The sequence below is a fragment of the Methylobacterium iners genome (assembly GCF_022179305.1).
GTDB classification, from domain to species: domain Bacteria; phylum Pseudomonadota; class Alphaproteobacteria; order Rhizobiales; family Beijerinckiaceae; genus Methylobacterium; species Methylobacterium iners.
Map to the genome: position 1 here is coordinate 26040 of NZ_BPQP01000088.1, position 10794 is coordinate 36833.

Below are 10794 nucleotides of genomic sequence, written 5' to 3' on the forward strand. Positions count from 1 at the left end.
TCACCTCCGCGGGCAGTTGTCGTACCCAATTTGGGGTACGTTTCTAAACCTAGCGCAACCTCGATGAACTTGACAGCGCAACCCGACACTCTCACTCAGCGGCAGCAACAGCCTTGCTGGCCCGACCGGAAGCCTTGGGCGCAGGAGTAGAAGCCGTAGCCTTGCGCCGGCCGCCCCGTGCCTTGGGTGCGTCGGTGACGGTCTCAACGACATCAGCGCTCTTCGGCTCAGCCCTCTGGCGTTGCCGCCCAAGCCCGATGCTGCGAGCGAGTTCGGAGCGCTGCCTTGCGTAGCTCGGCGCGACCATTGGATAGTCGGAGGGCAGACCGTACTTGGCCCGGTAGCCTTCCGGTGTCAGGCCACGGCTTGAGAGGTGGCGCTTCAGCGACTTGTAGGACCTACCATCCTCGAAGCTGATCAGCCCGTCATCGCCGATCGACTTCTTGATCTGGGCGGGCGTGGCTTTTGCCACTGGCTCCTCAACAGGCGCCAGCGGCTTTCCGAGCCCGAGCAATCCTGAGTGGACGGTCGCGATGAGATCTGCGAGCCCAGAGGCTGGGACCGAGTTGTTGGAAACGTACGCGGCGACGATCTGAGTTGTTAGCTCGACCTTATCATCCTGCTCAACGGATTGCGTTACCACGTCGTCTGTCATGATGAGCCTTCTCTCGCGGACTTACATCGGCAATCAGCGAATTGGGTTCCAAGATCAAGCCATCTACGCATTTTTGTTTTGGGCGAATTTCTCTGTTGTCGATGATCGAGCTTCAACAATTCGTGCGCTTAAGCGAGGCGAAGGCTAGCCCGCATCTGCCGCAAGGAAGACGTTTCCATCCATCTTCGAACCTCCAGATGGGATAACCATCGCTAGGCTGACCCCGCAGCCCGCGTCGGTAGTGTGTTCGCTTGAAGACGATGTGGTTGTGCTCGACCGTCGTCACCGCCTCACCGCTCAGCACCAGAGCCCCGCAATAGTCTAAGCCAATCAAGCCGAGCTGCTGGTTAACGCCAAAGAGTTGCGCCGTCGTCCATCTCACAGGTGAGCCGGTACGCAACTTGGCTTGCGGGTAGATGTCGACTGACGATCTGCGCCGCCCTCGCGCTTGCGATGCAGGCAGCTTTGGGTGGGAGGGGACGGCTGAGACAGATGAAGCGCACCCTTTTGTCCCGAGCGGGTCATGAGGCCGGTCGGAGGAACTTCCTCAGGGCTGCTGTCCTCCTCGCGATATGCGCGGTGGCCCTGTGATCGAATGAGGTGTCCTGGCCAACAGACACCTCTTGGAAACGGGTTTCGGAACCCCAGAGACTCCCCCCGTTACTCCTATGTAGTGAAACGCGGTTCTCGAACTCTGAAACGCCCTTCTGGCTTTCGTTATCTGTCACCGGGTGACAGATCCGCGGTCACCGGGGGGCCGTTTACGATTGGCCTGCCCGCCTCCGACAGTCTCGTATGCATGATGTTGTGACTCAATGCGGTCTCACACCCGAGAGGACCGCGCACCATGTCTGAAGCAACGCCCGTCGACACTGCCATTGAGCCTGCACAGCGACGAGTGCTGAAGCCGCGCCGGGCACGTCGCCCGACCCGCAAGGCTCGTCGCAGGTCCGCTTCTGAGGCTCACCGTCAGAAGCTTGAAGCCGCCAACGTCCCCGAGCGGGACGTGTTCGCGACCGTCCTGTTCAACCTCTTCATCTCGCACCTGGCCAACGGATCGCCCGGTGCGATCCGCGTCGCCAAGGACGTCATGCGCAATCTGCCGGAGAAGTACGATCGCAAGGCCAGCTTCGAACGCCTCAAGGGGATGGTGGCGCGCGAGAAGGCCGGGCGACAGCGGATCGACCGCCCGGCTGAGCTTTCCTAGCACTTGCCAGCCAGATGCCTCTCCCAGCTCAGAGCGCTACGCGTTCCTAGGCCGACATGCAGAGAGCAAGCGCCGCGGTGCTGGGAGGTGTCGACGGCTTCGGCATCCTTGCGGCCGGACTGGCGGTGGGTCGTGGTCATCGTTCCGACGCTGAGTACGCCCATCTTCGGATCTCAATTCGAGGTGTGGACCGTTCCGCTCTCCGCAAAGAAGGTGTTCGAACTTACGCTTTCGCTTGGCTGACTGGTTCAAGTGTGAACTCGCTGGCGACCGCATCGTACACGCGCATCAGCCAGTCTTCTGCGATCTGAGCACGCTCCTCGGCAGCTCGCACGCGCTCGTCCGCCACCTTGAGCAGAGCTTCGCTGCGAGCCTGGATCTCGGCTGTGCGCGCATCCGCTTCTCTGACGCGCTCGATGGCCCGCTTCATGTCCTCACGAACGCGATCAAGCAATTCCTGAACTCGGAGCTCCTGCTCCCGCGCCTGACCCTCAACTTCACGTGTGTAGCTGCCCGCCTGTCGGACACGCTCAATGAGCTTGGACCATTCCTCCGCCGACGGCCGTCTTGGGTGGGGAGCCTCAGCATCAAGGCTTTCAAACGGTCCAATCACACGCAAGACGTTTGACAAGTTGCTGAGTGGCGCTGACCCCGATACCTGCGCTTTCGCTTGCCCGTCATGCTCAAGCAGCGAGCTCCGGAAAGGCCGGTTACTCGGATCCATAGGGCCCTCAACCAACGAAGCGGCGAACGTCGCGGTGATGTGAGCAGGAAATTCTATACCGACAACTCCTTCCTACTTAACACGCTTTGAATCGTGTTGATAAAACTCGGTTAATTTCCTCAGGCCTAACATAGGTTAAGCTGATAACTGGAACCTCCCTTCACGGGCTGTACGTCGCAATCCATTCCTCGACCGTGAGGGTGGGTGCGTGGATCACCAGCGTGTCCCCTAGCCTGTTGGCTCGACCATCCTTCACCCATTGCCGCCAGTTGGTGACGGCTTCGGCAGCGATCTCCGCGCATCCCGTGAAATTAACTACGGCGATGATGCTCCCCGTGGATTGCTTCGCCTCGATCCGCTCGACGCGCTTCAGCAAGCTCGTGATGGTAGTCATGGGCGGTCAACCTGAAACGTGGGTGAGGTGATGACGAGGAGCGGCCAACCAGGTTGATGAGTGCCGGCGCTGGTCCGCTCGGCCACCTTCTGGGCCGCTGCCGCCGGGTTCGATGCGAGGACGAAGGTCGCGGCCGGGGGTAGGGCGGGCCGGCGTTGACCCTCAATCCTGCGCACGCGGTTCTGGAGGGTGCTCATGTGCGGTCCCTTGGCGCTGGATCGACGATCCGCCAGTCGATGACGTTCCACTCGGGCCGGTGCGTGCCGGCGGCGACCATCGCGGCGAGTTGCCGGTCCCGGTCCTCGTCGTTCTCGGTGATGACGCGGGTCCAAGGCATCGACGGCGCGGTCTGAGCTGCGTGCCGCTCGACCTTCCGGAGGCGGGTGCTAATGGCGCTGGGCGTTGCCACTGGCGATCTCCTCTTCGATGATCTGGGCAAGGGCCGCATCTGCCGCATCCCCGGTCCGACGAAGCGCTCCGATGGCTTGGGGAAGGCTCCCGTGCTTAGCAGCGAGCTCGCGATAGCCTTCACGGATGAAAGCATGGAGCTGGGCGTCTGAGGCACCCGCTATGTCGCCAGCAAAGCCGCGCTTGGCCTCGACGCGGCGCATCCGGGCGCTGAGGGTTGCGGGGTTCGTCATCGGGCGGTCTGCTCCTCGAGCTTCAACAGGCGCTGGTGAAGGTCGGCCGCCTCGATCGCCCTGACGTGAGCGTCCACGGCCTTGCCGATGTCGCTGGCCTCGGATGGAGTGAGATCCCCCGAGGCAACGGCCTGCAGGAGCGCGTTCGTGGCCTTCGGCAGGTCGTCGGTGGTTTGGATTTCGGGCAGATCGAACGTGACCGGTCGATCCTTCCGCGACGGCATGAGGCGGTCCAGGCAGAGGCGCATCGCCGTCGGATCACCGTCCTGAGCCAGAGTGATCGCCTTGCGGAGGATGCTCTCAGCATCGCCCTCAAGGATCTTCTCCAGGGCCATGGTAGCCCGGTTGCGGGCGCCCTTCGGCCGGCCCGCGGGGTTGCCGCTCTGACCGGGCTGGAAGCCGGGTTTCCTCTTGTTCATGCCCCTGCCCCACTCATTTTCCACGCAATCGGCGCCCTGTTTTGAACAGTGTGCCAACAATGTCCCCTGCCCCACGCGGCTGGTTGGAAGCTGGCGTGGAGCGCGATCTCGTTGTGGATTGAGGGAAAAATGGCGGCGCTCATGCGACCCTCGAACGATACGAGAACCTGAGGCCGGCCGTAGTGGCTGATGCGATGTAGCGGTCCCTCGCTACCATGCATCCCCCACTAGGGTGGGGTCCGGACCGAAACTCATCACGGATCACTTCGCGCAGACGACCGCGCACTTCGACATCGAAGAGTGATGTCGGGCGGTCCGGATGGATCGTCACGGTTTCGATCGGCACATTCATGTGCGACTTGGCGACCTCCACCTCGCGGGCGCGCTGCCAGAGATCTTCGGCGACGATGCGAAGGTCCGGAGCCTCGGCGGTCTGCCAGTCCAAGCGTGGGTTGGCCCGCGAGACGCGTCGGCCCGTGTCCGGGTCCTTGATCATCCGCACCCGGTTCCAGACGATTCGGTCTGTGGAGGTCTCGTTGAAGATCATGCCGTGGCCGCGCGTGGCGTTGCCGTTGATCGTGGAGGAATTCCAACGGGTGCCCCGCGGCGGAGCAATCCCATCTCGGTGGAGGTCGCCTGCGATGGCTCTGGGCGCCCTCCCCTCCGCGTACTCCGTGACGATGCGACGGAAGACCGAGGCGGCGGGTTGGCATCGGAGCAGGTGAAGGGGGTCGTGCGTCGTTCCGGAACAGGAACAGCGATCTCGCGACCCGGGTTTCCCGGCCAAAGCTCGCTTAACCGTCTCGGAGCCGCCGCATGTTTCGCACCGTCGCCGCCGTCAGCTTGGCTCTATCCTCGATCCTTGCCGCACAAGCGCAGGAGCCGGCCGTCAAGACCACGAACAGCGTCATACGTGAGCACATGGAGGTGGTGGGGTCCGACAAGGTGCATGTCGGTACGGTCGACAAGTACGAAGGCAAGGAGATCAAACTGACGAGGAGCGATCCGGCCGCGAAGGGCCAGCACCATACCATCCCGTCACACTGGGTCGGGACCTTGAGCGGCAACACCATCGTGCTGAACAAGACGGCGAAGGATGTCATGGCGGAATGGACCGTCGCGGACCGGCCCGCGGGTGACGCGAAGAGGTAGCAACTCGTAGCCGTCCAATGCCCTGATCTCGGGCACCGATCGGCCTGGAGGAAAAGGCATACGAGAGTTGCACGGTGCTGCGGTGGTCATCTGCCCCCGGGCCGACCGAGCACTTGATGGGCGTCGCCATTCACCGTGCCCTGGACAGGGCGGACCCGGCTGCGAAGACTTACGGAGCGCTCCGTGCACCCGTTCCGGGCGGTGCGCGCGTGAGCGTAAGCGCGTTCCCTCGGCCAGGGTGTTGAACCTTGCGGGCGGTGCCCTTCTCGGCGGTGCGGCCCTGCTTGCGCTGGGCGCGCTCACGGCGCGACCCTCAAAGCGGATCTGATCCGTTGGCGATTATACCCTTCGCACATACGGCCGATGACAGAACGCCCTGCCGCGTGAACGGCAGGGCGGCAGGGTCACCGAACGTCGTTGTTTCCTAGGGAGCGTGGTCGCGGAAGCGAGCCCCACGATAGCCGCGCGAGCGACCGTAACCCACACCGAGGCGTTCTCGACGATGACCGCGGGCGTGGCGGTGACCACGACCCTCATGCTTCCAAGGCTCACCGCTGCCGAACCGGCCGTAGCCGCTCTCGTCCCTCCAAGGATCGGCGGAAGCGTCACCCGTTGAAGCCATGAGGCCGAACCCAACGGCAGCCGCTATCAAGGGATCCTTCATCGCGTGCTCCCTCCACGATTCGAGTGGCGAAGAACGTTCCGGCACGAGAAGGGCCTCAGGTCCCCGTCTTTTGCCGCCTTGGCTTTCGCAATCCGTTTCGAGTTGGCATCGAACTCGACTTCGTCGTCACCAGATCCGGCCTCGCATGCGGCTTCGGTGAAGCGATGTCGTGATGTTGATCAGACCGGGGCGCATCCCCTCACCGCCTCAGCCAACACGCCATGATGCGGCTGGAAGCGAGGGGTTCGGATCGCTCGTCAGCGACGGGAGACCGAGCGGATGGCGCAACCGCACCCAAGCTCCGCTCAGCGTGCGTGGGCTTCCTCCGGCTGAGGCCCGTCCCGTAGGGGCTCTGGCGGGCAGGCGCGACATGCGTCATCTTCGGGGGAAGCATCTCGGGGCGAAGCGCGGCGCGTGGTCCGTCGCGCCGCCGGGGCATGGGGGCGCGTGTCATGGCGATGAGGATTGCGGCCCGGCTTCTTGCCGGGATCGTGTTCGCGACCAGCGCCGCGGCGGCTGACGAGGCACCGATCGCCTTCGGCCCACAGAGCGACGGCGGCAAGGCGCGCCTCGATGTGATCTCCGCCAAGCGCACCGAAGGCGAGACGCTCACCATCCGCTTCCGGCTGGTGAACACCAACGGCAACAGCGACATCGCGATGACGCTCGGCAACATGGCGCTGATCGATCTCGTGAACCGGCGATCCTACGAGGCGGGTCTCTCCTCCTCCTGCCGGGCGAAAGCGGGGAAGACCGTGACGTGCTGGGCGGTGTTCGCCGCCCCACCGGCGGATCTGAAGGCGATCACGATGAAGGCCTATGAGGATTTCGAGCTGATCTCCGTTCCGCTCGGGAACTGATCCGCGCCGATGCGCAGCGCCGCTCTCCTCCTCGCCTTCCTTGCCGGCGTGTCCGGCGGCGTGCCGGTCTTTGCACAGGACGCACCCGCAGACCCACCGGAGCCCGATCTGCGGAACTTGCCGAAGCTCCGAAGTTCGGTCCTGTCGTTTCGCGTCTCACCTTTCACCTTCAGAACCTCCGTCTTCGGGTTCCGGACCTCGGGACTCGTGTTCCGTACGACCCTGCTGCGGACCGAGACGGCGGGGCAGATAGAGGTCGTGCTTCCCGCCGACGTGCTCTTCGACTTCGACAAGGCGGAGATCCGTTCCGCCGCGGCGGACGCGCTCCGCGAACTCGCCGAGATCATCCGCAAACAGGCGCGGGGACCGATCACGATCCAGGGCTATACGGATGCCAAAGGCGGGGAGGCCTATAATCAGAAGCTCTCCGAGCGCCGCGCGGCTGCCGTCAAGACTTGGCTCGCGAAGCGCGAGGGGATCGCGCCGGGATCGCTGGCGACGCAGGGGTTCGGCGCGCGCAACCCGGTCGCGCCGAATGCCAAACCCGATGGCGCGGATGATCCTGAGGGCCGCCAGCTCAATCGACGCGTGACAATCATCATCCGAAAATAGCGGTCGCTGGGATTTTGAGTCCCGATATTCGATCGAGCGGGTTTGAAGGGTGAGCATGGCTAGCTGCGCGACCCTATCGCAGCCGACGCCGGGAAGGGTTGCGAGCTTCCAGGAGTGGCTAGACGGCGTAGAAGAGAATGCCGCGGATTACCCCGTCAGCTCTGCCGCTATGATGGACGTGCCGCCATTGCTGATGTCGCCTGAACGCTGTCAGAGCCCGAGTCGGTATCTTGGCCCGCAAACCTGCCGGATCTGTAGCCTCGGAAGCTACTGCTCTACGTCTGGCCGCCTGCGCCCGTGAAACGCCTGGAGTGGGTTGCCGTTTCCATTTCTGTACCAATCCCAGAGCAGGAGGATCGGGACAGGAAGAACGATGGCGAAGAAGATCCAATCAAACATTTGTGGCATGTCGAAACCCTTCGTTTTGCATCGTCTTCGGTTATCCGATCGCAGCCCGCTTAAGTTCCGGGTGTTGGTGTGATCACTCGCACGCCAAGGCGGCCTTTGCTTCGGCAAACGCGCAAGTCAACCCGCTATGATGCAGTCACAAGCGACGTAATTCGACCGACCTTCGGAGGGCGGTCTGCGCCATCCGCACATCGCACGTAGGTGCCGCTTCGCGTGTTCGGGGACGTGGCAGGATACGCCGTCCCGTCGATCCGTGATGAGACCGCGCCATTCGCGCCTACCTGATTGATCTGCTCGGCCTGTTTGCCCCCGGTCCCGGCCTGGATGCGGCGCCTGACGGGGCCCGACTTGAACCGGGCGGGTGAAGCTTTGCAGACTTCCAGTTGAGCACTCACTGACCGCGACAGCGTCGCTGCGGGCGTTCGAGTGCGGCCGGTTCGACAGGTCAACCGATCCGACCGCACTCTACGGCGAGCCGGGCAGGCCGGCGCGGCACCTCAACCTGCCCGGACCGATCTTAGCGACTGCCTAAGCGGCTCACGCGAAATCGCGCGAACAACTTCACTTTTCGGAGAGTGGCACGCCGGGCTTTCTGTTCAGTCGTCCTGTGCCTGAACCAGGGCTCGCCCGTCCTTTATCCGAGACCACGCAGTCTCAGGCTGAGCGCACGGCCGACCGAGGCGCGCCCTCAAACACTGTTTCACGATGCCTCCTGGACTGCTGCCAGCTCATCCGCTAGCGTGACGCTGCGGTTGATGACCGGTTCATAATAACGTTGCAGGACCCGGGGGGCAGTACCTCGGCGCCTCCACCATGAACGCGTCGTGATGCGTTTTTGATGGGGGCGAAATAGGATCGACTGGACGGTAAAGGGACCGCGAGAGCGTCGGTAAGGACTCGACCGGCTTGGCGTAGGTTTTCCTATTCCAAGTACTTGGCCAAAACTCTAAATGCCAACGATAACGTTGTCATGGATGCCCGCCTCGCGGCGTAAGCATCTTGCGGTAGGGTAACCGTCGAAACAGAACCCGGAGCTTCGGCTCCGGGACCCACCGTCTCCTATATGAGCGCGTATCGGTGCGACCCTGTCTTCCGCTAATCGATGCACGCGAGAGGACCAAGGTCCCGACCGCAATCCGGGGCGCGAGTTGCATCAGGGTCGGAATCAGGCGCCGATTGTAGGCGCTCCGGCTGCACCAGAATCGCGTTCTGCCGGCGCCCATCCCTGAGCTTGCGCAACGACGAGCGACCGGCTCTCCTGTCGAGCCACCGCGTCAGCGGTGATGAGAAGTCCGCTCGCACATCCGCAGGATGCCGCGGAGCGATGCAGACGCCGAGAGCGGATTGCGGCACTCGCACCGAGCCTGCGCGTTACCCTCTGACCGCGAAGCAAGAGGTGGCACATGGCATACGTCTCATTCGATGTGATGAGCGAGGGTAAAGCCGCCAAGAAGCGCGACGAGCCGTCGAACGCCAATCCCTATCCTGCAGGCTCTCAGAACAGTGCGGACTGGCTTGAGGGTTACACGTTCGACGAGGCGGAGATGAACGTCGATCGCGACGACGGTTCCGTTTGATGCCGGAGCGAAGGGCAGAGACCGTCCTGCGTCTTTGCGCAACAGGACAGGTTTCGATGGTCCGGCGCCTTGAATGCGGTCCTTCGCGATGAACGATCTTGAGAGCTGCCTCCACGCGCTGAAGAACATGTCCGACCACGGCGTGACATCGGGTCAGGCGATCGACGACGCGCTGAAGGACTACCTCGCGGCCCATCCGCCACCGGCTCGCCTGCAGGCCGTTGCCCTCCTGGAGGAGTATCTCAAGGCGGGCGGCACCCAGCTTGAGCCTCATGCCTTCTGGAACGCTGTTCAAGGCAAGGCCGCCGAACTCGCAAGGATCTTGAGGGCGGACGCATAAGGACCGTTGCGGATCGATGCATCGTCCCGATGAGGGCGGACCCTCGGCCTCTTCCTACCCGAGGGAGATCAAGCCGATCATCGACGCGAGCCCTTTGAATGCCGAGATGCCTGCGAAAGGCACGAACATCGAGGGTGAGTTGGCTGACATTTGCCAACTCATCGAGCAATGCGAGGCCCGTGTGAGCCACCTCGGGGTCCAGCGCGTGTTCTTCACGACGGCGGTCTCGTTTCGCCGAGACAAAGCGAAGTTCATGGCTGACATGCTGCGCGCCGTCTCGGAGTAGCGCTGACCCGCCGAGACGCTGAAACTCGCTGATCAGCTAACCCGCTCTGGTGCGAACCGCGTGCGGTTCGAACGAGCCTAGCGAACTTCCGCGGCGAGATCGGAATGTTGGCTGGGAAGGTCACGGCTCCCGAACAGACCTGAGCGCCAGGCGAGAAGGGCAAGGCCGCCCACCGCGGCACCAACCGCGCCCACGACAACAAGGTCGCTCAGCCCCGTCCCGCCAAAGCCAGATCGCTGACGCGACTTCAGCGCCTTCACCTTCCCGCGGATGAACATGCGGGTGGTGCGCGCGACCTCCTCGCGCGACAGGAGCTTGCGGGCGGCTGGGATCAACTCATGGGCGTGACGGTGAAGGTGCTGGTCGACGAGGAAGGCCGCATCTCCGAAGGCGTCGAGCCATCCATCCGCGTCCTTCCGGCGAGACCGCGCCAAGCCTGCCAGCAGGCGCATGAACGCCTCGTGTTCGCCCTGCAGGTCCTCAACGAGGCGGCGTGTTTCAGACATGCGGCTCAGGGGCTCGTAGAGGCTGGCCCGGACGGCGACGGCGTGGGTCTCAAGCTGGTCGATGAGGTCGTCAAGAAGCCGCTCACGATTTCGAATGACACTGCGACCACCTAAAGCGTTCGGGACGTCGTGGATGAGCTGCGCGATGTTCGCATGGTCACGCTCGATTAGTTGCCAGACGTCCATGCACATTTACTCCCCGCAAGGTTCCTTCCAACCTTTCCACCGAGAGAGCTGTTCCTCGCGATTTAGACGTCCGGTCCGGGACCGGAGAGGCAAGGTCCGGCGTGAGCCGCGCCGCTCTGGAGCCCAGGCTCCTCGGGGCAACCGGGCCGGACGCGTGCCTACG

Annotated in this window: 15 protein-coding genes and 1 other RNA gene; 8 read left to right on the forward strand and 8 right to left on the reverse strand. The window is 63.3% G+C overall.

Annotation, left to right across the window (positions count from 1 at the left end; all coding sequences use genetic code 11):
• Positions 1-91: 91 nt before the first annotated feature.
• Entirely contained in the window at positions 92-655 is a 564-nt protein-coding gene (locus tag MFF55_RS22870) for a Ros/MucR family transcriptional regulator (RefSeq protein ID WP_238246419.1), read from the reverse strand.
• Positions 656-1661: 1006 nt separating this feature from the next.
• Between MFF55_RS22870 and MFF55_RS22875 the strand changes: the two genes are divergently transcribed.
• On the forward strand, positions 1662-1862 hold the full coding sequence (locus tag MFF55_RS22875; RefSeq protein WP_238246420.1) for a hypothetical protein: 201 nt from the start codon (positions 1662-1664) through the stop codon (positions 1860-1862).
• A gap of 223 nt (positions 1863-2085) precedes the next feature.
• Here the strand turns inward: MFF55_RS22875 and MFF55_RS22880 are convergent, their stop codons facing one another.
• The 6 genes from MFF55_RS22880 to MFF55_RS22905 all read right to left on the reverse strand — a co-directional run bounded on the left by MFF55_RS22880 (position 2086) and on the right by MFF55_RS22905 (position 4827).
• The gene (locus MFF55_RS22880) at positions 2086-2586 is read right to left on the reverse strand and encodes a hypothetical protein (protein ID WP_238246421.1); all 501 of its coding nucleotides are present in this window, start codon (positions 2584-2586) and stop codon (positions 2086-2088) included.
• A 160-nt stretch (positions 2587-2746) separates the two neighbouring features.
• Entirely contained in the window at positions 2747-2980 is a 234-nt protein-coding gene (locus tag MFF55_RS22885; protein ID WP_238246422.1) for a hypothetical protein, read from the reverse strand.
• Between the two features lie 193 nt (positions 2981-3173).
• Positions 3174-3317 carry a hypothetical protein gene (locus tag MFF55_RS22890; protein ID WP_238246423.1) on the reverse strand — a complete coding sequence of 48 codons (144 nt, stop codon included), beginning with the start codon at positions 3315-3317 and terminating at the stop codon, positions 3174-3176.
• A 49-nt stretch (positions 3318-3366) separates the two neighbouring features.
• Positions 3367-3621: a hypothetical protein gene (locus MFF55_RS22895; RefSeq protein ID WP_238246424.1), complete on the reverse strand. Its 255-nt coding sequence runs from the start codon at positions 3619-3621 to the stop codon at positions 3367-3369.
• Positions 3618-4040, reverse strand: a complete 423-nt coding sequence (locus tag MFF55_RS22900; RefSeq protein WP_238246425.1) for a DUF5681 domain-containing protein — start codon at positions 4038-4040, stop codon at positions 3618-3620. Before MFF55_RS22900 ends, MFF55_RS22895 begins: the two co-directional genes overlap by 4 nt.
• A gap of 139 nt (positions 4041-4179) precedes the next feature.
• Positions 4180-4827, reverse strand: coding sequence for a recombinase family protein (locus tag MFF55_RS22905; protein WP_238246426.1), 648 nt, complete (start codon positions 4825-4827; stop codon positions 4180-4182).
• 29 nt (positions 4828-4856) lie between these two features.
• On the opposite strand from MFF55_RS22905, the gene MFF55_RS22910 reads away from it, so the two are divergent.
• The 7 genes from MFF55_RS22910 to MFF55_RS22940 all read left to right on the forward strand — a co-directional run bounded on the left by MFF55_RS22910 (position 4857) and on the right by MFF55_RS22940 (position 9939).
• Positions 4857-5192 carry a DUF2171 domain-containing protein gene (locus tag MFF55_RS22910; protein WP_306421469.1) on the forward strand — a complete coding sequence of 112 codons (336 nt, stop codon included), beginning with the start codon at positions 4857-4859 and terminating at the stop codon, positions 5190-5192.
• Positions 5193-6308: 1116 nt separating this feature from the next.
• The gene (locus tag MFF55_RS22915) at positions 6309-6716 is read left to right on the forward strand and encodes a hypothetical protein (protein ID WP_238246427.1); all 408 of its coding nucleotides are present in this window, start codon (positions 6309-6311) and stop codon (positions 6714-6716) included.
• Positions 6717-6725: 9 nt separating this feature from the next.
• The gene (locus MFF55_RS22920; RefSeq protein WP_238246428.1) at positions 6726-7328 is read left to right on the forward strand and encodes an OmpA family protein; all 603 of its coding nucleotides are present in this window, start codon (positions 6726-6728) and stop codon (positions 7326-7328) included.
• Between the two features lie 1146 nt (positions 7329-8474).
• Positions 8475-8733, forward strand: a transfer-messenger RNA (tmRNA) gene (ssrA, locus tag MFF55_RS22925).
• Positions 8734-9139: 406 nt separating this feature from the next.
• Positions 9140-9313, forward strand: a complete 174-nt coding sequence (locus tag MFF55_RS22930; protein ID WP_238246429.1) for a hypothetical protein — start codon at positions 9140-9142, stop codon at positions 9311-9313.
• A gap of 73 nt (positions 9314-9386) precedes the next feature.
• Positions 9387-9653, forward strand: a complete 267-nt coding sequence (locus tag MFF55_RS22935; protein ID WP_238246430.1) for a hypothetical protein — start codon at positions 9387-9389, stop codon at positions 9651-9653.
• A gap of 16 nt (positions 9654-9669) precedes the next feature.
• Positions 9670-9939 (forward strand): thiamine-binding protein, encoded by a 270-nt coding sequence (locus MFF55_RS22940; RefSeq protein WP_238246431.1) that lies wholly within the window; start codon positions 9670-9672, stop codon positions 9937-9939.
• Between the two features lie 77 nt (positions 9940-10016).
• On the opposite strand, the gene MFF55_RS22945 is transcribed toward MFF55_RS22940, so the two are convergent.
• Positions 10017-10631 (reverse strand): hemerythrin domain-containing protein, encoded by a 615-nt coding sequence (locus MFF55_RS22945; protein WP_238246432.1) that lies wholly within the window; start codon positions 10629-10631, stop codon positions 10017-10019.
• Positions 10632-10794 lie beyond the last annotated feature (163 nt).

Bases quoted from the DNA above. Each gene is read 5' to 3' on its own strand.
- MFF55_RS22945 (WP_238246432.1), bottom strand. From the start codon at position 10,631: ATGGACGTCTGGCAACTAATCGAGCGTGACCATGCGAACATCGCGCAG.
- MFF55_RS22895 (WP_238246424.1), bottom strand. From the start codon at position 3,621: ATGACGAACCCCGCAACCCTCAGCGCCCGGATGCGCCGCGTCGAGGCC.
- MFF55_RS22885 (WP_238246422.1), bottom strand. From the start codon at position 2,980: ATGACTACCATCACGAGCTTGCTGAAGCGCGTCGAGCGGATCGAGGCG.
- MFF55_RS22870 (WP_238246419.1), bottom strand. From the start codon at position 655: ATGACAGACGACGTGGTAACGCAATCCGTTGAGCAGGATGATAAGGTC.
- MFF55_RS22940 (WP_238246431.1), top strand. From the start codon at position 9,670: ATGCATCGTCCCGATGAGGGCGGACCCTCGGCCTCTTCCTACCCGAGG.
- MFF55_RS22935 (WP_238246430.1), top strand. From the start codon at position 9,387: ATGCGGTCCTTCGCGATGAACGATCTTGAGAGCTGCCTCCACGCGCTG.
- MFF55_RS22915 (WP_238246427.1), top strand. From the start codon at position 6,309: ATGGCGATGAGGATTGCGGCCCGGCTTCTTGCCGGGATCGTGTTCGCG.
- MFF55_RS22890 (WP_238246423.1), bottom strand. From the start codon at position 3,317: ATGCCTTGGACCCGCGTCATCACCGAGAACGACGAGGACCGGGACCGG.
- MFF55_RS22900 (WP_238246425.1), bottom strand. From the start codon at position 4,040: ATGAACAAGAGGAAACCCGGCTTCCAGCCCGGTCAGAGCGGCAACCCC.
- MFF55_RS22880 (WP_238246421.1), bottom strand. From the start codon at position 2,586: ATGGATCCGAGTAACCGGCCTTTCCGGAGCTCGCTGCTTGAGCATGAC.
- MFF55_RS22910 (WP_306421469.1), top strand. From the start codon at position 4,857: ATGTTTCGCACCGTCGCCGCCGTCAGCTTGGCTCTATCCTCGATCCTT.
- MFF55_RS22930 (WP_238246429.1), top strand. From the start codon at position 9,140: ATGGCATACGTCTCATTCGATGTGATGAGCGAGGGTAAAGCCGCCAAG.
- MFF55_RS22920 (WP_238246428.1), top strand. From the start codon at position 6,726: ATGCGCAGCGCCGCTCTCCTCCTCGCCTTCCTTGCCGGCGTGTCCGGC.